The organism is Micromonospora sp. NPDC048898 (genome assembly GCF_043198035.1).
Lineage (GTDB): Bacteria > Actinomycetota > Actinomycetes > Mycobacteriales > Micromonosporaceae > Micromonospora.
This window is the reverse complement of record NZ_JBICUF010000019.1, coordinates 59011-84167: the sequence shown is the minus strand read 5'-3', so window position 1 is coordinate 84167 and position 25157 is coordinate 59011. Positions and strand designations below refer to the sequence as shown.

Annotated in this window: 26 protein-coding genes and 1 pseudogene; 18 read left to right on the top strand and 9 right to left on the bottom strand. The window is 73.8% G+C overall.

Annotated elements, in window-relative coordinates; all coding sequences use genetic code 11:
* Positions 1–40: 40 nt before the first annotated feature.
* Together ACGFIQ_RS32025 and ACGFIQ_RS32020 are read right to left on the bottom strand one after the other, a co-directional pair.
* On the bottom strand, positions 41–937 hold the full coding sequence (locus tag ACGFIQ_RS32025; protein WP_393249351.1) for an aldo/keto reductase: 897 nt from the start codon (positions 935–937) through the stop codon (positions 41–43).
* Between the two features lie 73 nt (positions 938–1010).
* The gene (locus ACGFIQ_RS32020) at positions 1011–2270 is read right to left on the bottom strand and encodes an MFS transporter (RefSeq protein WP_393249349.1); all 1260 of its coding nucleotides are present in this window, start codon (positions 2268–2270) and stop codon (positions 1011–1013) included.
* 161 nt (positions 2271–2431) lie between these two features.
* Here ACGFIQ_RS32020 and ACGFIQ_RS32015 point away from each other — a divergent pair, with 161 nt between their 5' ends.
* Entirely contained in the window at positions 2432–3421 is a 990-nt protein-coding gene (locus tag ACGFIQ_RS32015; protein WP_393249347.1) for a LacI family DNA-binding transcriptional regulator, read from the top strand.
* A 172-nt stretch (positions 3422–3593) separates the two neighbouring features.
* A pseudogene (locus tag ACGFIQ_RS32010) lies at positions 3594–4130 on the top strand (alpha/beta hydrolase); the annotation flags it as partial.
* An 84-nt stretch (positions 4131–4214) separates the two neighbouring features.
* On the opposite strand, the gene ACGFIQ_RS32005 reads toward ACGFIQ_RS32010, so the two are convergent.
* From ACGFIQ_RS32005 to ACGFIQ_RS31995, 3 genes are all read right to left on the bottom strand, one after another.
* Complete coding sequence (locus tag ACGFIQ_RS32005; RefSeq protein ID WP_393249345.1) at positions 4215–5339, bottom strand: aromatic acid exporter family protein; 1125 nt, start codon at positions 5337–5339, stop codon at positions 4215–4217.
* Between the two features lie 246 nt (positions 5340–5585).
* Positions 5586–6023 (bottom strand): NUDIX domain-containing protein, encoded by a 438-nt coding sequence (locus tag ACGFIQ_RS32000; protein WP_393249343.1) that lies wholly within the window; start codon positions 6021–6023, stop codon positions 5586–5588.
* Between the two features lie 9 nt (positions 6024–6032).
* On the bottom strand, positions 6033–7010 hold the full coding sequence (locus tag ACGFIQ_RS31995; RefSeq protein ID WP_393249341.1) for an adenosine deaminase family protein: 978 nt from the start codon (positions 7008–7010) through the stop codon (positions 6033–6035).
* A 239-nt stretch (positions 7011–7249) separates the two neighbouring features.
* On the opposite strand from ACGFIQ_RS31995, the gene ACGFIQ_RS31990 reads away from it, so the two are divergent.
* From ACGFIQ_RS31990 to ACGFIQ_RS31915, 16 genes are all read left to right on the top strand, one after another.
* Positions 7250–8044, top strand: coding sequence for an LppM family (lipo)protein (locus tag ACGFIQ_RS31990; protein WP_393249339.1), 795 nt, complete (start codon positions 7250–7252; stop codon positions 8042–8044).
* Between the two features lie 142 nt (positions 8045–8186).
* Complete coding sequence (locus ACGFIQ_RS31985) at positions 8187–8522, top strand: hypothetical protein (protein WP_357063193.1); 336 nt, start codon at positions 8187–8189, stop codon at positions 8520–8522.
* Positions 8523–8535: 13 nt separating this feature from the next.
* A complete protein-coding gene (locus tag ACGFIQ_RS31980; RefSeq protein WP_393249337.1) occupies positions 8536–9144 on the top strand; it encodes a glycine zipper family protein in 609 nt (202 codons plus the stop codon).
* Entirely contained in the window at positions 9141–9839 is a 699-nt protein-coding gene (locus ACGFIQ_RS31975; protein WP_393249335.1) for a carboxypeptidase-like regulatory domain-containing protein, read from the top strand. Before ACGFIQ_RS31980 ends, ACGFIQ_RS31975 begins: the two co-directional genes overlap by 4 nt.
* Positions 9840–9862: 23 nt before the next feature.
* On the top strand, positions 9863–11185 hold the full coding sequence (locus tag ACGFIQ_RS31970) for a phage tail sheath family protein (RefSeq protein WP_393249334.1): 1323 nt from the start codon (positions 9863–9865) through the stop codon (positions 11183–11185).
* Between the two features lies 1 nt (position 11186).
* A complete protein-coding gene (locus tag ACGFIQ_RS31965; protein WP_393249332.1) occupies positions 11187–11669 on the top strand; it encodes a phage tail protein in 483 nt (160 codons plus the stop codon).
* Between the two features lie 586 nt (positions 11670–12255).
* Positions 12256–13530: a hypothetical protein gene (locus ACGFIQ_RS31960; RefSeq protein WP_393249330.1), complete on the top strand. Its 1275-nt coding sequence runs from the start codon at positions 12256–12258 to the stop codon at positions 13528–13530.
* Entirely contained in the window at positions 13530–14414 is an 885-nt protein-coding gene (locus ACGFIQ_RS31955; protein ID WP_393249328.1) for a hypothetical protein, read from the top strand. Before ACGFIQ_RS31960 ends, ACGFIQ_RS31955 begins: the two co-directional genes overlap by 1 nt.
* Complete coding sequence (locus tag ACGFIQ_RS31950) at positions 14411–16003, top strand: phage baseplate assembly protein V (protein ID WP_393249326.1); 1593 nt, start codon at positions 14411–14413, stop codon at positions 16001–16003. The genes ACGFIQ_RS31955 and ACGFIQ_RS31950 overlap by 4 nt, the downstream gene beginning before the upstream one ends.
* The gene (locus ACGFIQ_RS31945; protein WP_393249324.1) at positions 16003–16341 is read left to right on the top strand and encodes a hypothetical protein; all 339 of its coding nucleotides are present in this window, start codon (positions 16003–16005) and stop codon (positions 16339–16341) included. The genes ACGFIQ_RS31950 and ACGFIQ_RS31945 overlap by 1 nt, the downstream gene beginning before the upstream one ends.
* A complete protein-coding gene (locus ACGFIQ_RS31940) occupies positions 16338–16772 on the top strand; it encodes a GPW/gp25 family protein (RefSeq protein ID WP_393249322.1) in 435 nt (144 codons plus the stop codon). The genes ACGFIQ_RS31945 and ACGFIQ_RS31940 overlap by 4 nt, the downstream gene beginning before the upstream one ends.
* Positions 16769–19483: a putative baseplate assembly protein gene (locus tag ACGFIQ_RS31935; RefSeq protein WP_393249320.1), complete on the top strand. Its 2715-nt coding sequence runs from the start codon at positions 16769–16771 to the stop codon at positions 19481–19483. Before ACGFIQ_RS31940 ends, ACGFIQ_RS31935 begins: the two co-directional genes overlap by 4 nt.
* A complete protein-coding gene (locus tag ACGFIQ_RS31930) occupies positions 19464–19979 on the top strand; it encodes a phage tail protein (protein ID WP_393249318.1) in 516 nt (171 codons plus the stop codon). Before ACGFIQ_RS31935 ends, ACGFIQ_RS31930 begins: the two co-directional genes overlap by 20 nt.
* A complete protein-coding gene (locus tag ACGFIQ_RS31925; RefSeq protein ID WP_393249316.1) occupies positions 19976–20908 on the top strand; it encodes a hypothetical protein in 933 nt (310 codons plus the stop codon). Before ACGFIQ_RS31930 ends, ACGFIQ_RS31925 begins: the two co-directional genes overlap by 4 nt.
* The gene (locus tag ACGFIQ_RS31920; protein ID WP_393249314.1) at positions 20905–21366 is read left to right on the top strand and encodes a hypothetical protein; all 462 of its coding nucleotides are present in this window, start codon (positions 20905–20907) and stop codon (positions 21364–21366) included. The genes ACGFIQ_RS31925 and ACGFIQ_RS31920 overlap by 4 nt, the downstream gene beginning before the upstream one ends.
* Positions 21367–21385: 19 nt before the next feature.
* The gene (locus ACGFIQ_RS31915; protein WP_393249312.1) at positions 21386–22156 is read left to right on the top strand and encodes a hypothetical protein; all 771 of its coding nucleotides are present in this window, start codon (positions 21386–21388) and stop codon (positions 22154–22156) included.
* Between the two features lie 26 nt (positions 22157–22182).
* On the opposite strand, the gene ACGFIQ_RS31910 is transcribed toward ACGFIQ_RS31915, so the two are convergent.
* The 4 genes from ACGFIQ_RS31910 to ACGFIQ_RS31895 all read right to left on the bottom strand — a co-directional run bounded on the left by ACGFIQ_RS31910 (position 22183) and on the right by ACGFIQ_RS31895 (position 25156).
* The gene (locus tag ACGFIQ_RS31910) at positions 22183–22572 is read right to left on the bottom strand and encodes a cupin domain-containing protein (protein ID WP_393249310.1); all 390 of its coding nucleotides are present in this window, start codon (positions 22570–22572) and stop codon (positions 22183–22185) included.
* A gap of 106 nt (positions 22573–22678) precedes the next feature.
* On the bottom strand, positions 22679–23560 hold the full coding sequence (locus ACGFIQ_RS31905) for a PmoA family protein (protein ID WP_393249308.1): 882 nt from the start codon (positions 23558–23560) through the stop codon (positions 22679–22681).
* Positions 23557–24306 (bottom strand): hypothetical protein, encoded by a 750-nt coding sequence (locus ACGFIQ_RS31900; protein WP_393249307.1) that lies wholly within the window; start codon positions 24304–24306, stop codon positions 23557–23559. Before ACGFIQ_RS31900 ends, ACGFIQ_RS31905 begins: the two co-directional genes overlap by 4 nt.
* On the bottom strand, positions 24290–25156 hold the full coding sequence (locus ACGFIQ_RS31895) for a carbohydrate ABC transporter permease (RefSeq protein ID WP_393249427.1): 867 nt from the start codon (positions 25154–25156) through the stop codon (positions 24290–24292). The genes ACGFIQ_RS31900 and ACGFIQ_RS31895 overlap by 17 nt, the downstream gene beginning before the upstream one ends.
* Position 25157: the final 1 nt, after the last annotated feature.

Below are 25157 nucleotides of genomic sequence, written 5' to 3'. Positions count from 1 at the left end.
GAGGTCGGACGCCCGCCGTGCACCTCGGCACGGTGGGCGCTCAACCAAGCTGGGCCAGGTCCTCCGGGGTCAGTCGGAGGGCTCCGGCCGCCACGTTCTGCGCCAGGTGGTCCGGGTTCGCGGTGCCCGGGATGGCGAGCACGTGCGGGCCCTGGTGCAGCGTCCAGGCCAGGCGTACCTGCTGCGGTGTGACGCCGTGGGCGCGGGCGACGGCCTCGACGGCCTCGCTCTGCGCGGCGCTCGCGCCCCTCTCCCGACCGGTGCCGGCCAGCGCGAAGAACGGCACGAAGGCGATCCCCCGCGCACCGCAGAGCTGGACGAGCCCGTCCTGCGCCCGATAGGCGTCCACCCCGTAGTTGTTCTGCACGCAGACCACCGGCGCGATGCCGGCCACCTCGTCCAGTTGCTCGGGCCGGACACCGGAGAGCCCGAGGTGCCGGATCAGCCCGGCGGCCCGCAACTCGGCCAGGGCACCGAACCGGTCGACGAGCGGCACCGCGCCGGGGCCCCGGCCGAGGCGCAGGTTCACCACGTCGAGCTGGTCGCGGCCCAGCCGACGCAGGTTCTCCTCGACCTGGGCGCGCAACTGCGCCGGGGTGAACGCCTCGGTGAAACCGGCCTCCGGGTCGTACCCGAAGCCGACCTTGGTGGCGATCACCAAGTCCTCCGGGTACGGGGCGAGCGCCGCGCGGATCAGCTCGGTGGCGTAGCGGGCCGGGCCGGTGCCGACCCGCAGGGTTCCGCCGGGCGAGACGTAGAACGCGGCAGTGTCGATGTGGTTGACGCCCAACTCCACGGCGCGGCGCAGCAGGGCCACAGCCGGGTCCGGGTCGGGGTTGGCGGTGATCCGCATGGAGCCGAAGCCCATCCGGCGCACGGTGCGGTCGCCAAGGGTCCAGGTGCCCGCCGCGGCGGCGGTGATCTCGTCGATTGGCATTCGGCGACCCTAGCCAGCGCGGGTACGCGGCGCAGTCGGCCGCGCACCCGATACCGCCCGGCGGCGTGCCGGGCTAGTTTTTGTGTACTGGCGGAGCCGGCTCGGCGGTGTGCGGGGCACGCAGCACCGGCACCAGCAACAGGGTCGGCAGCAGCAGCAGCGGCACCACCAGCAGCGCGCGCAGCGTGCCGACCTGGTCGCCGAGCAGCCCCAGCAGCGGCGGCCCACCCAGGAACGCGGTGTAGCCGATCACCGCGACCACACTCACCCGCACCGCCGCGTGGGCCTCCTCGTCGGCGGCCGCGCTCATCCCGACCGGGAAGCCCAGCGACGCACCGAGGCCCCACAGCGCGACGCCGACGATGGCCAGCGGCCCCGGACCGGCCAGCACGGCCAAACCGGCACCGACCACGGCGAGCCCGATGGTGGCGCTGAGCACCGGCACCCGACCCCACCGGTCCAACGCGACGGTGCCAGCGGTGCGCCCGGCGGTCATGCCCACGACGAAGACACCGAAGACCGCGGCGCCGGCCGCCTCGCTCAGGTCCCGTCCATCCACGAACGCGACGGCGAGCCAGTCGTTGGCCGCGCCCTCGGTGAACGCCGCCACCAGCACGAACAGCCCGATCAGCAGCGTGCGCGGCTCCCGCCAGGCGGCGAGCTGCGCCCGGCGACGGCCGGCCGGGGTGGCGTCGGCCGGGTCGCCGGTGTGATCGCCGGCGGCGGGCAGGAACGTCCGGGCGGCGAGCGCGGTGCCGGTCAGCACGACCACCGCGACGGCGGCGAGGTGGACGCCGACCGACACGTCGAAGCGGGCCGCCGCGGCGCCGAGCCCGGCTCCGGCCACCGAACCGAGACTCCACCCGGCGTGGAAACGGGGCATGATCGTGCGCCCGAGTCGTCGTTCCACCGCCGCGCCCTCGATGTTCATCGCCACGTCGCAGGCGCCGGAGCCGTAGCCGAGGGCGACCAGACCCACGGCGACGACGACGAACGACCCGGCCAGCGTGGCACCCAACCCGGCCACGGTCAGGCCGACCGCGACCACCACGGTGGCCAGGGTCACGGTGCGGGCCGCGCCGAGTCGCTGGGCGAGCAGACCGGAGGTGGGCATGGCGAGCAGCGCGCCGACGCTCATCGCCAGCAGCAGCAGCCCGAGCCGGCCGGCGGACAGGTCCAACGCCTCACGGACCGCCGGCACCCGGGAGAACCAGCTGCCGACGGCCAGCCCGTTGAGAGTGAAGGTGACGGCGACACCGTTGCGGGCGATCAGCACCGCCCGCGCGGGCGGTGCGGCGTCCGGAGGTACGGGTCTGCTGGTGGGGGCGCTCACGGGGTCGGGTCCTCTTCCTCGGGGTGATCTTCTGGCACGATCGCACACCTGAGAGCGCTACCACCACAACCGGGTACCGCCCCTTACCGGCGGTGGACCGGCCGGGGCATGATGTGAACAGGCGTTTGTCCGACCGGGCGGGCCGCCGCGGGGAGGCGACGATGACGACAGCGGCACAGCGACCGGCCACGCTGGAGGACGTCGCCCGGATCGCCGGGGTGTCGCGGTCCACCGCGTCGCGGGTGATCGCCGGCAGCGGGTTCGCGTCGCCGGCCGCCCGGGAACAGGTCGCGGCCGCCGTCGACCAGCTCGGCTACGTGCCGAACCCGGCCGCCCGGGCGCTGGTCCGCGGTGGCGGCCTCCGACTGGTCGTGACAGTCCTGGGCACCAGCGCGGCGGTGCTGGACGACCCGTACATGCATCAGGTGGTCGGGGCGGCCGCCCGGGTGTGCACGCCCGCCGGTGTCGGGGTGGCGTTGCAGTGGCTGCCGCTCGGCGACACCCGTGGCCTGCACCAACTCGGCGAGGATCGCACCGTCTGCGGGGTGCTCCTGGTCAACACCACCGAGGACCTGTTGGCGGCGGTGCCGACGTCGCTGCGCGGTCGGGTGGTCTCGATCGGCTACGGCTCGGCGGCCGTGCCGTCGTTCGACGTCGACAACACCGCCGGCTCCGAGGCGGTGCTGCGCCACCTGTACGCCACGGGCCGCCGCCGGATCGCCATGCTGACCGGCCCTCGGTGGCTGCCCTGCGCGCAGCGCCCCGTGCAGACGTACCGCCGACTCATGCGCCAGGCCGGTCTGCCGGAGCGGGTGCTGCCCGGGGACTTCACGGCGGCGCGCGGTCGGGCGGCGGCCGGCGTGGCGCTGCGGCACTGGCCGGACGTCGACGCGATCTACGCGATCAACGATGACAGCGCCCTCGGGGTGATCGCCGGCCTGCGGGACGTCGGTGTGCAGGTGCCGGGCGACATCGCGGTGGCCGGCTTCGACGACATTCCGCTGGCCGGGATGACCGCACCGGCGCTGACCACCGCGAGCCATCCGGTGGGGCGGATCGCCGCCGCCGCGGCCACCGCCCTGCTGGACGGGCGTCCGGCCACCCGGGTGTCCCTCTTCCCGTCCACCCTGGTGGCCCGGTCCAGCACCTGAGCCCTCGACGGTTAACCCCTGGCGGGCCGGGTAACCGCGTCGGACCTTTCGCCGACCGCGAGGAGCGCAGGCCGTGTCCGACTCCGCGCAGCCGCGCCGGGATCCCCGGCTCGGGCGGTTGACCGCGCGTCCCCACCCGCCGGTGGCACCGGGGCCCACCGGACTGGTGCCGATGGCCGGCCCCGACGGGGAACGGCTGGCGACGGCGTACGCCCCGCGGCCGGCGACCGACGGGTCCGCGTACCGGCTGGTGCTGCTCCTGCACGGTGCGGGCGGGTCGGCACGGCAGGGCCTGGACCTGCTGCTGCCCGTCGCGGACGCGCACCACCTGCTGCTGGTGGCGCCACAGTCGTCGGCGGCCAGCTGGGACCTGGTCGCCGGTGGCTTCGGCGCGGACGTGACGCGTGTCGACGGGCTGTTGACGACCGTTTTCGACAGCTACCCGGTACGCGCGGTGGCCTTCGGTGGCTTCTCCGACGGCGCCTCGTACGCGCTGTCGCTGGGCCTGGCCAACGGGGACCTGGTCGAGGCGGTGGTGGCCTTCTCCCCCGGTTTCGCCGCGCCCCCGAGCACCCACGGCCGACCCCGGCTGTTCGTCTCGCACGGTGTCGACGACCGGGTGCTGCCCATCGACGTGTGCAGCCGCCGTCTCGTTCCCCACCTGCGCGGCCTCGGCTACGACGTCACCTACGAGGAGTTTCCCGGCGGCCACGAGATCCCCGCACCGGTTCGCGACCGCGCCACCGGATGGCTCACCGCCGCACCCCACGCTCCGGACGTCCTCGTGCCGCCCTCAGACGGCGGGCAGGCCGAGGGCTTCGTCGACGCGGGCGAGGACGGCGGCGTCGTCCTCCGGGTTGACGCCCCGCAGCAGGTCGATGGCCGTGGCCCGAACCTGACCGATGATCATGGCTAGGGGCAGGGTCTGCGTGGAGCCGAAGAGCTGCCCGGCGGTGTGCACGGCGGCCAACGCCGCCTCGTCGGCGCGGGTGCCGTGCCGGTCGGCGGTCTCGTCCTGGCCGTCGAGGTCGGCGGCGAGGGCGGCACCGGCCTGACGGACGGCCTCGGCCAACGATCGCAGCGCGGCGCCCAAGTCGGGCGGCGCCGGGGTGTGCAGCCGGCTGAGCGTCACGCCGGCGCGGGCCAGCACCCGGACGTTGCGGACCGCGTAGTCGATCTGTCGGATCGACTCGTCCACCGACCGCAGCCGGCCGATGTGCCGACGTCGACGTACGTTGAGCCGCAGCGCCTCACCGGCGGCCAGCACCCCGTCGCGCAGCCCGTCCACCCGGGCGTCCATCCCCCGGGCCTGCGTCAGCGCGGCGACGGCGGCGGCCTCGTCGCGCCGGTCCAGCGCGTCGGCGATCTCGACAAGCAGCCCGGCGAGTTCGTCGAAGGTCCGCCGCACCTCGGCGACCAGTGGTGCGAGGGGGTGCCGGGCGTCGACAAGCAGGCTGACCGCGAGCGCGACCGCACCGCCGACCAGCGCGTCGACGAAGCGGAACGGCACCAGAGACCCGTCCGGCGGGGCGACCACCACCAGGTAGAGCGCGGAGACCGCGGCCTGCACCAGCGTCACACCGGTGGCGCCGAAGGCCACCGCGAGCAGGACCGTGAGCAGGATGACCGTGCCGACCGTCCAGGTGCTGCCCGGGCCGAGTGCCTGCACCACCAGGTCCGCGACGAGCACCCCGGCGGCGACCCCGAGCACGACCTCGACGGCCCGGCGGATCCGTTGACCACGAGCCTGACCGAGAACGATCAGCGCGGCGGCGGGTGCGAAGAAGGGCTGCGGGTGCCCGAGCAGCCGGGTGGCCAGCAGCCACGCCACGGTCGCCGCGACTGTCGCCTCCAGCACCGGCCGCCAACCGTGCCGCAGCCGCCCACCGGCCGTCCGCAGGCCACCGAGCCGCACCATCCGCCACCCTCCTCCCCACGTGCCACCAGCCCACGGCACCCCGGGGCGATCGTCTCCCATCACGTGGCAGACCTGCTCGCCGGGGGATGCCCCGCGCCTCAACCTGAAGCCGGACCGCCGGCCGCCGGGATGCCGGGGCCTGACCCCCCGAGGCGCTCGCGTGTCCCCACCCGCCGCCAAACGGTGATCAGGTGATGAAAAGTAGGTCCCAGGAGTTCTTCTGACCTACTTTTCATCACCTGATCACTACACCGCGGTGGGCGGGTGGGCGGTGCACGCCGCGGTGTGGTCGGGCGCGGCGAGGAACCGGGTCAGCACCTCCTGGGTGCCCGGCGTCCAGGGGCGACCGTTGAGCACCTCGTCGCGGGGCACGAAGACCATCGCCGCGCCCTCACCGAGCACCACGTCCTCCTGTCGGGCCCGGGTGCGGCCGAGGAAGTAGTGCATCTCCCGGTCCAGTTCGGGTCGCGGCTGCACGGTGATCAGGCGCAGCGGCCCGTCGGCACGCAGGCCGGTCTCCTCCCACAGCTCCCGTTCGGCGGTCTGCTCCGGCGTCTCCCCCACCTCCGCGTGGCCGCCGGGCAGCCCCCACACGTCCGGGTGGTACATCGCGTCGGCGTCGCGTAGTTGCAGCAGCAGCCGCCCGTCGGGATCCACGAGCAGCACACACGCGACGACGATCACCGGCTCAGCCTAGGGTCTGCCGCCCCGGTACGCCCGCTCCCCCACCGCCACCAGTCGCGCGCGGTCGGCGGCGTCGGAGAGCATGCCGCGCAGGCCGGCGGCGTACGCGGTCGCGGCGTCCACCCCGAGCCGGGCGGCGAACGCGTACTCGTCGGCCAGGGTGATGTCGAAGATGGCCGGGTCGTCGGTGGACACCGAGCAGGCGACCCCGGCGTCGGTCAGCACGGTCAGCGGGTGCGGGAGGTCTGCTCGGGCCACGCCGAGGCGCAGGTTGGAGGTGGGCGTCACGTCCAACACGACGTCCCGCCCGGCCAACTCGGCGACCAACTCCGGATCCTGCACGGCCCGCACCCCGTGCCGGATCCGGACCGCACCCATCGCCAGCACCTCGCGGACCGCCTCCGGCCCGGCCGCCTCGCCGGCGTGCGGCACGAACGGCAGGCCGCCGTCGCGGGCCAGCTCCACCATCCGGGTGTACGGCGTGGTCGGGTGCCGCCCCTCGGCACCGGACAGCCCGAAACCGACCACGCCCCGCCCGGCGAACCGGGTGGCGACCCGGGCCGCGCCCTCGGTGAAGTCGACGTCGTGACCCCGGCAGACCTGCGGGGTCAACCCGATCGACACCCCGTACGACTCGCGGGCCTCGGCCGCCGCGTCGACCAGGGCGGCGAGCACGTTCGCCCAGCCGGACAACCCGAGCCGCTCCTCGGCGTCCACGATCGGTTCCAGGTGGACGGCGCCGTCGTGGGCGGCTTCCGCGGCGTACGCCAGCAACGCCCGCTGGTAGTCCCGCGGTGTCCGCAGCACCGCCGTCATCGCGTTCCAGGTGGCGATGAAGTCGTACAGGTCGTCGAAACGGCCGGGTGTCTCGGCCGGCACCGGGAGGCGATGGGCGCGGGCCAGCGCCGCGAGCAGCGGCGGGCGGACCGTTCCCTCCAGGTGGACGTGCAGTTCGATCTTCGGGGTGTGGCGCTGAGCCGGCGTCATCGTGGTCCTCGGGGGTGGTCGAACACGTGCGATCCAGCCTGCCGCACCCCGGCGCGGGCCGGCCACCCCCACACGGGGGATCACCACCGGGAAACTGTTCTTGGCCCCAAAGCTCCAGAGTAGTCAAATGCACCCCGACTCACCTCGGTCACATATGACAGTGCGTCGGTACAATCGGCGACTGCTTTGTGACTGATCGCTGACTGCTCGCGGTGAAATGGATCACACACACTGAGCCCATGAACAGGAGAGTCAACCGCGGCAAGGCACTCCGCGTCGCGGTGTGTCTCCTTCTGGTCGCCGCGCTCAGCGGCTGCATGCAACTCAACATGGGGCTCACCGTCAACAGCGACGACACGGTCGACGGGCAACTGCTGCTGACCGCCGAGAAGTCCCTGCTGACCTCGCGCAACAAGAACGTCCCGGTGGCCTTCGCGGAGCTTCGGCAGAACATTCCCGCACTGCCCGCGGGGGAAGAGACCCGTTACGAGGACGACAAACTCTTCGGCTCCCAGATCAGTTATCGAAAAGCGCCGCTGGCAGGCTTCGACACGGAGAGCGTGAAACTGGTCCGGGATGGCGACTTGTACCGTTTCACGTTGCCGCTCGACCCGTCGAAATACGGCGGAAAGGTGGCGCAGCAGAATCCGCAGCAACAGCAGGCATTCCTCAAGCTGATGTCGTTCGAGATCTCGGTGACATTTCCCGGCCGGGTGATCGACAGCAATGGCACCGTCAACGGCCGGTCGGTCAGCTGGAAGGTCAACTCCAACCAGGACAAGCCGACCGAGCTGCGCGCCGTCGCCGAGGCGCCACCCCGACCGTCCGCCTCGTCGGTCGCCGCCGGTGACGACGACGGCGGAATCGGCTGGCCGCTGATCGTCGGCGGCGTACTCCTGCTCCTGTTGCTGCTCGCCGCGGTGGGCGTACTCCTGCTGCGACGCCGGCACCCCACGGCGCCGGCCGCCCCCGGCCCGACCGTGCCCGGTCCGACACCGCCGGGGCCGCCCGCCGGCGCCCCGGGGCCCGGTTGATCCACCCGGTGGCCGGCTGAGCCGGCCACGCCCGGCCCCGGCCGCCCCCAGAGACGACGGCGACCGGCCCCGGTGCTCCCCCGAGGGAGCACCGCACCTCCACCACATCCCGGTCGCACCATCGCAGAAAAGGGGGATCGCCATGAACGATCTCTTCACCTGGGCCGCCCTGGGCACCATCGCCGGCGCGAGCGCCGCCACCCTGCTGGCCACCAACGTCATCGGCGGGCTGATCGGCCCGAGCGGCGACAAGCTCCGCAAGTGGATCGCCATCGCCATCGCGCTGCTGCTGTCCTACCTGACCGCGGCGTTCGCCGACGAGGCCGGCGGTGAGAAGTGGGTGATCGCGTTCTTCAACGCGCTCGTCATCTTCTCCGCCGCGCTCGGCGTCAACCAGTTCCCGCCCGGCAACCGGCAGGCGACGCCCACCCAGGTCGCGAGCGGTCGCGAGCCCCGAGTTTTCCGTTCCTGGGTCTGAGGGGGGTGACGTCATGGTCTTCGGAGTTCTCAGCGCGACGGTCCAGGTCATCCTCGGCGCCCTGTTCGGCTTCCTCGCCGGCGGCCCGATCGGGCTCGTGGTCGGCACCGTCGTGGGCCTGCTGGTCGGCGCGGTCTTCGGCTGGGCGGTGGCCTCCGCCGGGGTGTACGCCCCGGACGCCCGCGGCATCTTCCTCTTCGTCGTCGACCACACCTGGAGTCTGCTCAACACCGTCGTCGGCGCCATCTACCTGACCGTGCACCTGGTCTTCGGGCACTCGCTGGACCGGCCCACCTCGGCCGGCAGCGGCCGGGTCAGCGTGGTGCAGGGGGTCTCGCCCCGCTACGCCACCACCATCGGCACCGTCTGCGCCGGCTCCAGCTCGGGCATCCAACGGCACGAGGACGTCCACATCTTCCAGGGTCGCCTGCTCGGCCCGCTCTACATCCCGCTGGTGCTGGCGAACTACGTCCTGTTCACCATCGCCCCGGTGTGGCTGCTCTACCACGACCACACCAACGCCCCGATCAACCGGTTCACCAGGTACTTCGAGATCGGCGTCTACCCGCACGTGTGGAACGAGGCCATCGCGTACCGGATCCAGGGGACGCCGCCGCGATGAGCACCGGCGGGCGCGGGCCGATCGAGACGGCCACCGCCGAGCTGGCCGCCTGGCTGGCCGGCGCGGCGGGGCAACCCGTCCCGATCGGCCCGCCCCGCCCGTTCGACGACGCCGACGGGTTGACCCTCTGGCCGTTGGAGCTGCGCCCGGCCCGGCAAACCCGCTCCAGCGGCGCGGTCCGCGAGCCGTACCGGTTCGAGGTCCGTTTCCTGCTCTGCGTGACCGGGCCGGGCGGGTTGCCCCGGCTGGACCGGGTGCTCACCACCGCGACCACCGACGGCACCTACGCGGTCGTCCTGGAGGCGGGTGACCCACCACTCTGGACGGCGTTCGGCACGGCACCCCGACCGGCGCTGCTGATCGACGTGGCCGCGCAGGTGGACCACCCGACCCCGGCCGCGCCACCGGTGCTGCGACCGCTGCGGCTGCGGCAACTCGAGGTGCGGACCCTCGCCGGCCGGGTGGTCGGTCCCGAGGACCAACCACTGGCCGCGATGCGGGTCGAACTGCCCGGCACCGGATCCGCCACCCGCACCGACCCGCAGGGCCGGTTCCGGATCGTCGGCGTCCCGCACGACCCCGAGCGCCCGAGCCCGGTCCGGTTGCGGCTGACCGGACGCGGGCTCGTCCTCACCGCCGACGTCGACGCGGACGAGGACGACATCGTCATCGTCTGCGCGCCACCGACCCACTGACGCCCACCCGCACAGGAGGACCGATGCCCAGCTACTTCTCCCCCGGCATCTATGTCGAGGAGGTCCCGAGCGGCGCCCGACCGATCGGCCCGGCGAGCACCAGCATCGCCGCCTTCGTCGGCCTCGCCCCGGACCGCGACGCCCACCTGGGCAGGGCGGTGCCGGTCAACAACTGGACGGAGTTCCTGCGACTCTTCGCCGCCGGGGAACGGGTGGAGAGCACGCCGCTGGCGCGGGCGGTCTTCGGTTTCCTGGACAACGGGGGCGCCCGCTGCTGGGTGGTCAACGTCGGCGAGGGCGGCGCGATCACCGGCACCGGGCAGCGCCGCGGTGGCCTGCAACTGCTGGAGGCCATCGACGAGATCTCCATCATCGCCGCGCCCGGTTTCCACGACGTGGTGTCGCACGAGGCGCTGCTGAGCATGGCCGAGCGCACCCGCACCATGGTCGCCATCTGCGACCCGGCACCGGACATCGACGACATCTCCGCGTTGACCCGGGTCGCCACCCCGTCCTCCGGCAAACCCCCCAAACCCGCCGAGGGTACGGGCGGCGGCTCGGCCGGTGCCGGCGGCGGCTCGGGCGGTGCCGGCAGCGGCTCGGCCGGCTCGGGCGGCGGGTCGGGCGGTGCCGGCGGCGGCTCGGCGCAGCCGGGCGGCTCCGGTGGGCACGAGGGTGCCGCGTACCGACCCCGGCAGTCCGAGTTCGGCGCGTTCTACTACCCCTGGCTGCGGGTCCGTGACCCGATCAGCGGCGAGTTGGAACTGACCCCGCCCAGCGGGCACCTGGCCGGCATCTGGGCCCGCACGGACGCCCTGCGCGGCGTGCACAAGGCACCGGCCAACGAGCCCGTGCGGGGCGCCGTCGACCTGGCCTACCTGGTCACCCGGCCGGAGCACGACGTACTCAACCCCAAGGGCGTCAACGTGATCCGCTACTTCGCCGGCGAGGGCATCCGCGTCTGGGGCGCCCGTACGCTCGCCGCCGAGGCCAGCGAATGGCGCTACCTCAACGTCCGGCGCCTCAGCATCGCCATCGAACAGGCCATCGCCAACGGCACCCGGTGGATGGTCTTCGAACCCAACGACTTCACCCTCTGGCGCTCGATCCGGCGCGACATCGGGGCGTTCCTCACCCGGGTGTGGCGCGACGGCGCACTGCTCGGGCGCAGCCCGGAGGAGGCGTTCTTCGTCAAGTGCGACGAGGAGACCAACCCGGTCGACGTCCGCGACGCGGGCATGGTGATCGCCCACATCGGCATCGCCGTCGTCAAGCCCGCCGAGTTCGTGGTGTTCAAGCTGAGCCAGTGGGCCGGCGGCACCGAGACCGAGACGATCGGAGGCTGACATGCCCACCACAGCCACCCCGCAGCCCGGCGCCCCGGCCGACCCGTACCGGCGGTACAACTTCCGGCTGCTCATCAACGGTGTCACCAACGGCCACTTCACCGAGATGACCGGGCTGGAGGTGAACATCCCCGGCCAGCCGTACCGGGAGCACGGCCTGGGCCGGATGCGGATGGTGCCCGGCCAGGCCGAGTACGAGCCGGTGACGCTGCACTTCGGCCTCACCGCCTCCCGCGAGTTGTGGGACTGGGTGAACGCCACCGCGCAGGGCACCATCAACCGCCGCAACGTCTCCGTGGTGCTGCTGGACTCGGTCGGCACCGCCGAGGTGCTGCGGTGGAACCTGATCGACGCCTGGCCCACCCGGTGGCGCGGCGCGCACCTCAACACCCTCAGCCACGAGATCGCCATCGCCGCGTTGACCCTGCGCTACGAGGGTCTGGAGTTGGAGACCGGCGGTGCCACCGCGCCGACACCCGCGTAACTGGCTGGCCGGCCGGCTACGCGCGGCGGCCGGGGCGGCCCAGCGCCTCGCCGGGCAGGTCGAGCCCGCCGAGCACCGGTCACCCGCCGGACACCGTGCGCCGCAGCCGCCGTCGGAGACTCCCGGGGCGACACCGCGCCGCTTCGGGGAACCCCCGCAGCACTGGCTGGACCTGGTCGCCGCCCACGCGCCCGGTCTGCTGCACGACCTGGACCTCGATCACCCCGCTGCCGCACCGGCGGCGGGGCGCGATGACCACGCCAGCGGCTCCGGATCTGGGTCCGCGTCCGGCCCCGGATCTGGGTCCGGCTCCGGCTCTGGGTCTGGGTCCGGCTCCGGCTCCGGCTCTGGGTCTGGGTCTGGGTCCGGGTCCGGGTCCGGGTCCGGGTTCGGCGATCGGATCGATCGGGACGGGCCGGACCGGTGGACCGCGGTGACCCAACCGCCTCGGCCCGCCGGGGAGGGTGCCGGGTTCCCTGCCGACTGGGTGGGCCGTCGTTCCACCGGCACGGTGGGCCGTACCGCCCCGGGCGCGGTAGGCCGTCGTTCCACCGGCACGGGTAGTGGGACCGGCCGCACGACCAGCATGAGCGGCCCCGACGCGGCCCTGCACTCCTCCGGGCGTGGCCGCCCGGCGTCCGCCAGTCCGGGCACGGTGGGTGACAACGGCACGACGGGCGCGGCATACGGCGCGGTGAGTGACGGCGGCACGATGGGCGCGGCATACGGCGCGATGGGTGACGGCGGCACGATGGGCGCGGGCTACGGCACGATGGGTGAACGAGACACCGCAGGCGCGGCGTACGGCGCGATGGGTGGCGGCGGCACGGTGGGCGCTGCGTACGGCGTCGACGGACCGGAGTCGCTGAGCGAGGTTGGACGGTCGGGCGGGTCGCGCTGGACGGGTGCACCCGGAAGGTCGACGCACGCGTCGGGGGCGGCCGACCGGTCCGGCGGCCCGGGGATGGGCGGCGCCAGCCCACGGGGCGGCAGCGACGCCTCCGAGGTCGCGGTGACGCTCCTCGCGGCGGACGCCGGGCGGCGGTGGCCGGGCCGGCTGTTGGACGGTTGGCGTCGTCTGCGCGCGTCATCCCGACGGGTCGCGGCGACAGGATCGGCGCGGTACGACACCGCGGCCACCGACATGAGGGAGCAGTCCCGATTCGGAGCGCCAACCGTCCCGGCCAACGTTCCCCGCAACACCCTCCCTGCCGAGATCTTGGAAGATTTCGGCCCCTCCAGGGGCACTTTCCTTCCAAGGTCCACAACTGACCCCGCCGGCCTCGGCGGGGCGTGGCCGAGCCGGACGGCAGCTCGGGACGGGCGACCAGCCGGCGATGCGGCGGCGGCCAGCGGCGGGACAACACCTAGCAGCTGGACGGCTGGCGGCAGCAGCACGGCTGGCGGCAGCGGGACAGCGGCCGGCAGCGGGACAGCGGCCGGCAACGGACCAGCTGGCGGTGGAACGGCGAACGACAACGGACCAGCAGGCGGCGAAACGGCGAACGGCAACGGACCAGCTGGCGGTGGGACGGCGGACGGCAACGGGACGGGGAACGGCCGCGGGCCTTGGCCGGAGCTGCCGGACGAGCGGGCGCGGTCGGGGCAGCAGGTTGGCGAGCGGGGCGGACGGCACGCCGGGCCCCGCAACGGTCCGGCCGTGCGGGACGCGGGTGTGGCCTGGATCGGCTCGGCGTACCGGAATCCGGGTGGCGGACGAGGGCCGGAGAGCACGGCCGACGCGACGGCGTTCGACCCGTGGCCGGCACTGCCCGACGACACCACACTGTGGTCGGTTGCCGGTGCGGCGTGGGACACCACCCAGCTGACCCGGCTGGATCGGGAACAGGCGGGCGGCTGATGGAACGTGTCGCCTTCCTCATCGACTCCTCCGGCGAACGGGTCGACTGCCTGCTGAATCCGGAGACGGTGCAGGTGACCCGGCTCGCCGGCGTACGCCATCGGGGTGTCGCCGGCGGGCAGCTCTCCGGGGCCGGGCTGGCCGACGATCCGCTGGTCTTCACCGGCGGCGGCCGGACCGAGCTGGTGCTCGACCTGCTCTTCGACGTCGACTTCGTCCAGACGCAGGTTCGGCCGGTCGACGTGCGGGTCCTCACCCGTCCGCTGTGGATGCTCGCGGAGAACTCGACGGCCGAGCATGGGTGGCTGCGCCCGCCGCTGGTCCGGTTGGTGTGGGGAAAGACCTGGAACGTGCCAGGTGTGATCGTCGCGGTGGCGGAGCGGTTCGACGCGTTCACCGGCACCGGCTCGCCCCGGCGTTCCTGGCTGCGGCTGAAGTTGGTTCGCGTCGCCGAGACCGCCGACCAGGCCGAGGCCGGCTTCGCCGAGGAGTTGGCCGCCGCGAACACCCCGACCGTCGCGCCGGGCAGCGCGGTGATCGCGGCCGGTGACGGTGCGGCCGAGCCGGGTCGTTCCGGTGTGCGTTTCGACCTGCTGGCCAACGACGCGCTCGGTTCGCCGCTGCGCTGGCGGCTGCTGGCCGAACACAACCGGATCACCGACCCCCTCGCCGTGCCGGCCGGCACCACCCTGGCCGTGCCACCACCCGGTGCGCCGAGTGGCGGCGGATCGGTGGTGGGCGCGGTGACCGGAGTCGCGCGGGCGCTGGCCGGCGGGGTGGGTGCCGGCGCTGCGTTCGTCGGAGCCTCGATCGCCACCGCGCCCGCCGCCTGGGGCCCGACCGGCCCCTCCCCCACCGATCCCCACCCCGGGGGTACGCCGTGACGAGCGTCGCGCCCCCGGCGTTGGTCGTCCTGCTCGACGGCGTCGAGCTGAGCGGCGCGGTTCGTCCGCGCGTGCGCTCGCTGCGGGTGGCGGCGCGGCTCGACCAGCCCACGCAGGCGGAGTTGGTGCTCGCCACCGCCGCCGGTGTCGGTGCGTTCGACCCGGCGGTGCGCCTCGGGACGACCCTCGACGTACGGCTGGCCGATCATGCCGACGCCCTGTTCGGCGGGGAGGTCACCGCCGTGGAGGTGGAGTACGCCGGTGACGGGGCGGCGGTGCTGCGGCTGCGGGCGTACGACCGGCTGCACCGGTTGCGCAAGCGGCAGGGGTTGCGGGTCTTCACCTCGGTGACCGCCGTGGAGCTGGCCCGGGAGCTGTGCGGTGCGGTGGGGCTGGAGGTGAGCGCGGAGGTCGACGGGCCACGGTTGGAGCGGCTGTCGCAGCACCGGCACAGCGATCTGGAACTGCTGCGTGAGGTGGCCGGCCGGGCCGGGCTGCACCTGGCCGCCGACGGCGAGGGGGTCCGGCTGGTCACCCTCGCGGGCTACGGGGAGCCGGTCGCGCTGACCCTCGGTGTGGGGGTGCACACCCTGCGCCTGTCCACGAACGCCGACCAGGCCAGCGGTGCCAGCGCGGCGTTGGGTTGGCACCCGCAGCGGGCCGAGGTGATCAGCCAGCAGGTCGACGAGGCGCGCTGTGGCCGGCCGGCGTTCGACCGACCGGACCCGGCCGACGTCGGCGCCGACGGGGTCCGCACCGCCGTGGACCAGCCGGGTCGCAGTGACGACGAGTTGGCGGCGCTGGCCCAGGCGCGGCTGGACACCCGGGCCGCCACCCTGGTCACGGCCGAGGGGGTGGCCGAGGGTGATCCGGCACTGCGGCCGGGCCGACGGATCGACCTGGGCGGGGTGCCCGAGCCGGTCGCCGGGGCGTACGTGCTGACCGAGGTGGTGCACACCGTGGACGGCAACGGGCACCTGACGCGGTTCTCCACGGTGCCGCCGGCCACCCCGGCGGCCCCGCCCGGCGCGGCGGTGGTCACCCTCGGCACCGTCACCGACGTCGCCGACCCGGACGGGTTGGGCCGGGTCCGGCTGACCCTGCCGGCGTACGGCGACCTGGACGCCGGCTGGCTCGCCGTGCTCTGCCCCGGTGCCGGGCGGGGCAAGGGGCTGGTGGCGTTGCCGGATCCGGACGACACCGTGCTGGTGGTGCTGCCCGGTGGCGAGCCGGCCTCGGGCATCGTGCTCGGTTCGCTGTTCGGCACCGTCGAGCCGTACGACACGGGCGTCGACGACGGAAAGGCCCGCCGCTGGACGCTGCGCACCGCTGGCGGGCAGTCGATAGTCGTCGACGACGTGCGGCGCAGTCTGCGGCTGGCCACCGAGGGTGGCAGCTTCCTGGAACTGACCCCGGACCTGGCCACCCTGCACGCGGCGTCCGACCTGGTGATCTCCGCACCCGGCCGGGCCATGGTGGTCCGCGCCCGCAGCGTGGACTTCCTGCGGGCCGACTCGACCGAGGACCCGACGACCGCGGCGCGGCAGGCCAGTTCGCTGGCCCGCGCCCACCACGAAGGAGGCGGCTGATGCGCTGGATCCACCGTGACTCCGTGATCACCTGCGATCACGACGGCCGGGTCGAGAACCGACCCTCGCAGCAGTGGGTGACCGTCACCGGTGTGCCCGTGCTGGTGGACGACGACCCGGCGGGACGCGCGATCGTCGCCTGCCCGAACTACGGCCCGACCGTCAAGCCGTGCACGAGGACGGAGAGCCTCCGCGTCGGCTACAGCGACTGGCTGCGGGTCGACGGGCACCGGGTGGTGCTCGACAACCTGGAGGGGTTCACCAACGGCACCCCGCCCAACGCGGTCCACCACGTCGTGCGCGACCCGCGCCAGCGCCTCGTGGGGGCCGACCGGTGAGGGCCTTCCGGTTCGTCGGCGCCGGCTTCGACGCCGGCCGGGGCGGCGGCCCGGCGCTCACCGCGGCCGGCGGCCTGGCGATGACCGAGGGCGACGAGAGCGTACGGCAGGCGCTGTTCCTGCTCCTGTCGACGACGCCGGGCGAGCGGCTGATGCGACCGGGGTACGGCTCCCGGCTGCACCGGCTCGTCTTCGCGCCCAACGACGACACCACGGCCGGGCTGGCCATCCACTACGTCCGGCAGGCCATCGCCCGGTGGGAGCCGCGGGTCGAGGTGATCGACACCGACGCCGGGCCGGACCCGGACGACGCGTGGCGGCTGGTGATCCGGTTGGACTACCGGGTGCGCGCCAGCCTGACCCCCGGGCAACTGGTGTTCTCCGTGGACCTGCTCCCGGCCGACGAACCCGCGCAGGGAGGACCCTCATGACGCTGCCCGTGCCGCACCTGGACGATCGCGGGTTCCTCGACCTCGTCACCGAGGCCCGGGAACGGATCCGGCAGTCCTGCCCGGCGTGGACCGACCTGTCGGCGCACGACCCCGGGATGGCCCTGGTGGAGGCGTTCGCGCACCTGACCGAGGTGATGATCTACCGGCTGAACCAGTTGCCGGACAAGGCGTACGTCTCGTTTCTGAACCTGCTCGGGGTCGCCCGGCACGCACCCACCGCGGCCTGGGCGGACGTCCGGTTCACCCGCGGCGGCACCGACCGCGCCGCGGTCCGGATCCCGGCCGGGCTGCGGGTCGCGGCGGCGCGCGGCGCGGACCCCCGGCCGGTCGTGTTCGTCACCACCGAGCCGGCCCTGTTGCCCGCCGACGAGGCGTCGGTGACGGTACGGATGCACCACTGCGAACCTGTCGACGCGGAACTGCTCGGCGTGGGCACCGGCCAACCGGGCCAGGTGCTGCGCGCCGCCCACGCCCCGCTGACGCACACCGCCGAGGCGTTGGACCTGATCCTCGGCGTGGAGGTGCCACCCGGGACCGTCGAGTTGGGCGCGGCCGCCCGCGAGCACGACGGCCGCACGTTCGAGATCTGGCGACCGGTGGACAGCTTCGCCGGGCTCGGCCCGCAGGCCAAGGCGTACCTGGTGGACCGCTGCTCGGGCACCGTCACCTTCGCCCCGGCCCTGGACCTGCGACCGCCGGCAACGCCCGGCGACACGGCGCCGGCACCGCCGCCCGTCCCGGTGACCGTGGCGGCGGTGCCGCCGGCCGGGCGGCAGGTCCGGCTCTGGTACCGCGCCGGCGGTGGGCCCACCGGCAACGTGGCGGCGGGCACGCTGACCAGCCTGCGCGACCCACTGCCCGGGGTACGCGTCGACAACCCCACGCCGGCGGCCGGCGGCCGGGAGATGGAGGCGTTGGAGTCGGTGCTGCTGCGCGGCCCGTACGAGTTCTTCGCCCAGCAACGGGCGGTCACCGCCCGCGACTTCGAGGTCCTCGCCACCAGTTCCGGCGCGGTGGCGCGGGCTCGGGCGTTCACCCGCGCGGCGGTGTACAGCTTCGCCCGGCCCGGTGAGGTCGAGGTGGTGCTGGTGCCGTACGTGCCGTCGGCGGCCCGCCCCGGTGGCCGACTGCCGGTGGCGGTGCTGCGCGAGCACGAGGTGCCCGAGGCGCGGCGCCGGGTGGAGGCGGACCTGGAGGAACGCCGGATGGTCGGCATCCGGTCCCGGGCCACCTGGGCCCGGTTCAAGGCGGTGTCGGTGCGGGCCCGGGTGGTGGTCCGCCGGGAGGAGGACGCGGACGCGGTGCGCCGCCGGATCCACGACCGGCTGCACCAGACGTTGAGCCCGCTGCCGACCGCGCTGAACCCGACCGGCTGGCCGTTCGGGGAGCCACTGCGGGCGTCCAACGTGTACCGGCTGCTGGAGCAGGCCGAGCCGGGGGTGCGCTACGTCGAGTCGGTGCGGTTCGTGGTCGACGAGGCCCCCGACGCCGAGGTACGTGCCCTCGCCGTCGACCAGTACCAGCCGCGTACCTGGTACGCCGGGCGCGGCCCGGTGCTGTTCCGCTCCAGCAACGGCGGTGCGGGGTGGGAGCCGGCCGGCCGGTTCGACGACGAGACGGTGCTGCGGGTGGCGCCCGCGCCCGCCCCGGTGCGCCCGGGCATCGTCGCGCGTCCCGGTTCGGTGGCCGTGGTGACGCTGCGGTCGTCCGGCGGCTCCCGGGTGCACCTGAGCACCGACCTGGGCGAGACCTGGTCGCTGCTCACCGACCTGGACGCGCGGATCTCCGACGTGGCCTGGCTGGACCGCGACGGCGCGGGCGCGCTGCTGGTGGCCACCGACACCGGCCTGTTCGAGGTGTCACTGCTGCCCGGGGCGGTGCCGTTGCAGATCCTGGTCGACCCGTCCGACGCCGACCGGGGGTTCTACGCGGTGCGCGCGTTCGTCTCCGAGCGGGGTGCGCCCGGGGTGGCGGTGGCCGCGCAGGCCAGCTTCGGGGTGTACCTGTCGACCGCCGGCGGCCGGCCGGGCAGCTTCGCGCACGTCGGTCTGGCCAACGTGGACAACCGGGTGCTCGCGGTGCAGTACGACGGCCCGGCGACGCTGCTGTGGAGCGGTGCCGGCGAGCCGGACCCGAAGAAGCCCGGGCAGGGTTGCCACCGCACCCGGTTGTTCGAGTCCGACGTCAAGTGGCAGCCGGTGCAGACCGGCTGGGTCGGCGGCACCTGCCGCGACCTGGCGTTCGCCGGTCAGCTCGCGGTGGCGGCGACGCAGAGCGGCGGGGTGCTGCGGTTGGACACCCTGGGCGCGCAGCCGCAGTGGCAAGCGGTGTCGGTCAACTGCGGGTTGCCGCTGCGGGACCGGACCCGGTTCGTGCCGGTCGACGCCGTCGCGGTGAGCGGCCCGACCGCCGGCGGCGCGGGCGGTGCGGCCGGCACGACTGGCACGACCGGCGGCACCAGCGCGGCGGGCACGGCTGGCGGGGGCACGGCCGGCGGCTCCGGCGCGGCGGAGCGGCTGATCCTGGCCGGCGGCGAACGCGGTGTGCACCGCAGCGCCACCGCCGTGGACTGGGTGCCCAGCGCCAACCAGGCCACCGCCGACGTGGTGACCGTTCCGGACACCTGGCTGCTCTGCTCCGGCGAGCACGACATAGAGGTGGTGCGCCAGGATGCGACGTTCGGCGATTGAACGGCTGCTGCCCGCCGCCTACCAGCGGGCCTGCGTGCCCGGCAGCGTGCTCTGGGCACTGCTGGACGTGATGGAGGGGCTGCACGCCCCGGACGAGGCGATCCTCGCCGAGGTGGATGCCCTGTTCGACCCGTACCGGGCGCCGGACGGGCTGGTCGTGCGGTTGACCCGCTGGGTGGCGATGGACCACGTGGTGGCCTCGCCCCGGCCGGACGCACCCCTGCCGCTGCCGGTGGGCCGGCTGCGTGACCTGGTGGCCAACGCCGCGCTGCTGGCCCGGTGGCGCGGCACCCCGTACGGCATGCGGCGGGCCCTGGAGCTGGCCACCGGGGTGCCGGGCTTCGCGATCGACGAGCCGGCCGAGCGGCCCTTCCACGTCGTGGTGCGGGTCCCGGCTGCCGCCGCCGGCCAACTCGCCGTGCTCACCCGCATCGTCGAGGCGGAGAAACCCGCCTCCACCACCGTCGAGATCGTCCTGGAAGAGGAGTCGTCATGACCACCGAATGGGCGGTCGTCGCCGCCGCCGAGCAGTTCACCCTCGACCCGCGCAACGGCGGCGAGCTGACCTTCACCGTCTCCAACCCGGGCACCGCGCCGGACACGGTGGTGTTCGACGTGGCGCCCGGTGACGGCTCCCAGCGGGCGTGGTTCACCGTCGCCGAGCCGCAGCGGGTGGTGCCCGGCCAGGGCTCGGTGTCGTTCCTGGTCACGCTCGCCGTGCCGGCGGGCACGCCGCCGCGGCGTTACGACATGACCGGGTTCGCGTACTCGGCGAACACCGCGCCGGAGGAGAGCTCCCGGTCCAGCGGCCGGGTCACGTACGAGGTGCGGGCGGTCGCGCCGCCACGGCGTACCCCCTGGTTGTGGATCGCCGCCGCGGCGGCGTTGGTGCTGGTGGTGGTGGCCGTGGCTGTGGTGTTGCTGACCCGCGACGGCGAGCCGACCCCCGGCGAGCCGCGGGTGGTCACCGTCGAGGCGGAGAGCCTGGTGGACGGCGCGGTGGTGGTCAAGTCGCCGCAGAACAGCAAGGCGGCCGTGGGTGCGCAGGCCAACTGTTGCGGGGTGACCTGGTCCGACGACAAGCAACTGTTCTTCACGGGGCTGGCCATCGGCGACCGGGTGACCGTGACGGTGCAGATCCCGGCCGACGGCACCTGGCGGTTCGCCACGGCACGGACCACGGCCCCCGACTACGCCAACACCGTCTTCACCATCGACGGCAACCAGGTTGGCGGCACGTTCCTCGGCTTCACCCCGAAGGTGCAGAAGACGGACTTCCTGGACGTCGGAACGGTCCGGCTGGCCAAGGGGCCGCACCAGGTCACGCTGCTGGTGGTGGGCAAGACACAGGGCACGAACTCCTACTTCGCCGGGGTGGACACGATCCGGTTCACCGAGGTCGTGGCGCAGGCCGTGGCGCGATGAGTGGTCGGCAGAAGACGCTGCTGGGGCTGCTCGCCGTGCTGCTGGTGGCGCTGTTCGTGGTGGCGGTGGGCGCGGGCCGCGACGACCGGGGTGATCCGGGTGCCCGACACGGGTTGGTCGACCGGCTCGGTGCGCTGGCCGGCGAGCGCGCGGCGGTGGACCCGGCCACCGTCGACGCCGACTGCGCCGACGGGAACGGCCGGTTGACGTTCTCCGGCAGTTGCGTGGTGCGGGTCGCCGACCCGGGTGGTCTGCGCACCCTGGTGCTGCGCAGCGCGGCGCGGTTCACGGTCGTCGCGCCGGCGCCCGGCGACGCCGAGCTCACCATCCGCGACGAGGTCGAGCCGGCGTCCGACGGCACCGGGGCGGTGGCGAAGGTCGCCGTCGACCAGGCCACCGAGGTGGGCCTGACCTGTCCCGGCCTCGGTGGTTGCACGGTCGTCGTGGCCACGTCCTGAGCCGAGGGAAGGTGCCGACATGGGTGACCTGCGTAAGCCGTTCTTGTTGCTGGCGATGCTCGCCATCGTCCTGGCGCTCGGCGTCGAGTTGGGTGCCGGGCTGTTGCTGGGCGGTGCCGACGCCGGCGCGGCGCTGGCCGACAGTGCCGGCGCGCTGGACGTGGACCTCGACGAGGTGTCCGGGGTCAGCGAACCGTCCGGCCGGGGCACCGGCTACCTGGCGTTGATCGACGCGGTGGCGGTCTGGAGCACCGGGCTGTTCTGCCTGGGAATGCTGCTGCCCGAGCGGGTCCAGGGCCGGGTGCAGGGCGTCGCCAGCCTGATCTTCTCGATCATCCTGATCATCGTCGGGCTGGTCGCGCTCGTCATCGCGTTCGTGGAGCTGATGATCATGGTGTCGCTGTTCCTGGCCGTCCCGTTCGGCACGATCGCGTACCTGGCGCTGTGGGGTTTCTTCCCGGTCGGCGAGGCGGCGGTGCTGCTCGGGCTGGTGCTGCTGCTCAAGCTGGTGTGGGCCGGGCTGCTGGTGCTGGCCCAGCCGCGCTTCCTGCAGAACAAGGGCCTCGTCCTGCTGATCCTCACCACCCTGCTGTGCACAGTCGTCCTGGAGTTCCTGCACCACCTGGTGCCGGTGATCCTGGTCAGCATCGTCGACGACGTGGCGGCGCTGGTCTTCGCGGTGATCGCGATCATCTGGGGGCTGGTGCTGTTGATCGGGTCGATCCCGGCGATCGTGAAGGCCATCCGGGTGACAGCCGCCCTGCCGGCCACCCACCCACCGCCCCGGTGATCATGGGGGCGGGGGTGGAGGGCGGGTTAGTCCACCTTGGTTAGGAGGGGTTTGTCCTTTTCTACCACGTAGGTGGCCAGCTCTACCGCTATGCCGTCGCCTACGTTGCGGGCCTGGTGGTGGACGCCGTAGGGGACGGTCAGCGTGTCACCGACATTGCACACGATCGGCGGCTGGCCCTCCAGCGTGTATTCCAGGGTGCCCTGCAGAACGCAGATGATCTCTTCGCCGGGATGGAAGTGCTTGAACGGCGGCGAGTCGGGGGTGAACTCCACCCGACTCTGGATGACCTCCCGCCCGGGAATGCTGAGATCGTGTTTCTGGAGATCGACGCGCCACAGTCCCGGTGCCCCCTGCACCGCTGTCGGGCTGATGCCCTCGGGTCGATCCGTCCCACTCATCTCGGCCTCCTGCACGCCGTCGTGCGGACGGCACCCGCCCACGGTTGGGGATCCTCCCGAGGATAGGTGGCCGCGGACCCGTCGGGGCGGGGATGCCGAGAAAGCGAACCCCGCGCCCCGGTCACGTCGCCAGACGCCCGCGCGGCGGCCCCGATCCCGCGGCCAGAGCGGCGGCGGTGGCGCGGTCCAGGGCACCGTCGGCGACGACCACGGCGTGCCGGCCCCGCCGCGTCGTACCGGCCGCGATGGTCACCGGCCGCTCGAACGCGAACGCCACCCCGACGCCCGGATACATCGCGGTCCGCGTGAACCACCTGTCGCCGTCGCCGAGACCACTGAAGACCAGGGTGTACGCCCGCCCGTCCGGCCCGGTCCCGACCAGCGCGATCCAGGTCTCGGCGGAACCGTTCACCGCCTCCTCCCCCGTCGCCGAGGCGCTGAACACCGACGCGGGCCCGGTCGAGACCGCCCGCCAGAAGAACCCGCCGTAGCCGGCGCCGTCGGGGCGCCCATTGGTGGCCGGGCTGCCCAGCCGTACGTCCTGCCCGTCCGGGGCCCGCAGCGTGTAGTCCACGTCCAGCCGCCAGGCCGACACGTCCCCGCCCGACGGGACGGCGCTGAGCCGACGCTCCTCGGTGAGCAGCACCGCCCCGCGCGGGTCGCGCCACTCCAGTAGGTGCGCCAGCCGGTCGGCGGACCGCCGCGCCCAGCCGGTGTGCGCGATCCGCCCGTGGTCGTCGCGCCAGGTGTAGCCGACGTCGCGGACGTAGGTGCGCCCGCCCCAGAGGTTGCTGCCGTTGACGTCCTGCACGGCGAGGGAGGCGCCGAGGTGCCACACGTGGTCGGCGGGCAGCGCGTCGGTGACCACCGTGCCACCCAGGGTGCGGACCGGATGCAGGTACGGTCGCGGACCGTGCCGCGCGTCCAGCTCCGGGTCGACCACGTACCGGGCCACCTCCGTCGCCCCGACCACCAGCCGTACCGGCTCCCGCTCGGCGCTCACGGCGACTCCGGGTCGGCGGCTGCCGGCCGGCGGTCAGCGCCGCCGGCGGGGACCGGCCGGCGGCCAACGACACCGGTAGGGCCCGGCCGACGGCCGACGACACCGGCAGGGACCGGCCGGCGGGCGACGACACCGGCGGAGACCGGCCGACGGCCGGCGACGGCGTGCAGGGCGACCACGGTGTAGCCGGCGAGGATCGGCACCGCGACCGGGGTGACCAGCACGGCGAGCAGCCCGGCCAGCGCGGTCACCCCGGCGAGCGCGGCCCAGCGGGTGGGCGCGTCGAGGCAGGCACGGGCGGCGGACCCGGCCGCCGCCCGCCACCGCCCGCCCCCGTTGCGGCCTACCTCGACGACGACCAGCCCGGCGTACCCGGTCAGGCCGGCCGTGACCAGCGCGGTCACCACAAGCGCCGGCGGGCCGCCCGGTACCCGGCCGGTGGCCAACGCCGCCAGGTCGGCGGCGAGCAGCCCGGCCACGGCGAGCGCCAGCAGGCTCACCGGCACGCCCGGCAGCGCCGAGCGGCCGAACCGGCGCAGGGTGACACGTGCCGACGGCCAGCTTCCGGTACGGGTCCAGTCGTGCACCGCCGCGCTGGCCGTGCCGGCCGCCGGCGCCACCGTGAGCAGCGGTGCCGCGGCGAGGGTCAGCAGGATGCCGAGCAACGCCAGGTCGGCGGCGTCGCGCAGGACATCGCGCCAGTCCCGCCGGCCGCCGGTGTTTGCCGGTTCAGCCCTTGATGCCACCGGTGTTGATCCCCTCGACGAGCATCCGTTGGAAGGCGACGAAGAACAGGAAGACCGGCAGCAGCGACAGCACCGACATGGCGAACATCGGCCCGACCGCGCTCTGGCTTGTCGAGTCGATGAACAGGGTCAACGCGACAGGCACGGTGTAGTCCCCGAGTTCGGACAGGAAGACCAGTTGACGGAAGAAGTCGTTCCAGGTCCAGATGAACGAGAAGATCGCGGTGGTGACCAGCGCCGGGCGGCTCAGCGGCAGGATGATGTGCCGGAAGATGCCGTACGGGCCGGCGCCGTCGATCCGGGCCGCCTCGTCCAACTCGCGGGGAATGCCGCGCATGAACTGCACCATCAGGAAGACGAAGAACGCCTCGGTGGCCAGGAACTGCGGGATGAGCAGCGGCAGGTACGGCCATTCGCCGCCGACCAGGCCCAGCGTGCGGAACAGGATGTACTGCGGCACGATCAGCACGTGTTGCGGCAGCAGCAGCGTACCGATCATGACGGCGAACCACACCCCGCGCAGCCGGAACCGCAGCCGGGCGAAGGCGTACGCGGCCAGCAGGCAGGAGAGCCCGTTGCCGACGACGGTGAGCAGGCTGACCATCGCGCTGTTGAGGAAGAACCGGCCGAAGCTCACGTCGAAGTTGGACCACCCGGCGGTGTAGTTGCCCGGGGTGAACCGCTCCGGCAGCAGCCCGACGTTGTTGACGATCTCCTCCGGGGACTTGACCGAGGTGCCCACCATCCAGATCAGCGGGTAGAGCACCACGGCGAGGATCGCCACCAGGATCAGCAGTCGCAGCACCGGCCGACCGGTCGGGCGTCGCGGGGCGACCGGCGCCTGGGTCACC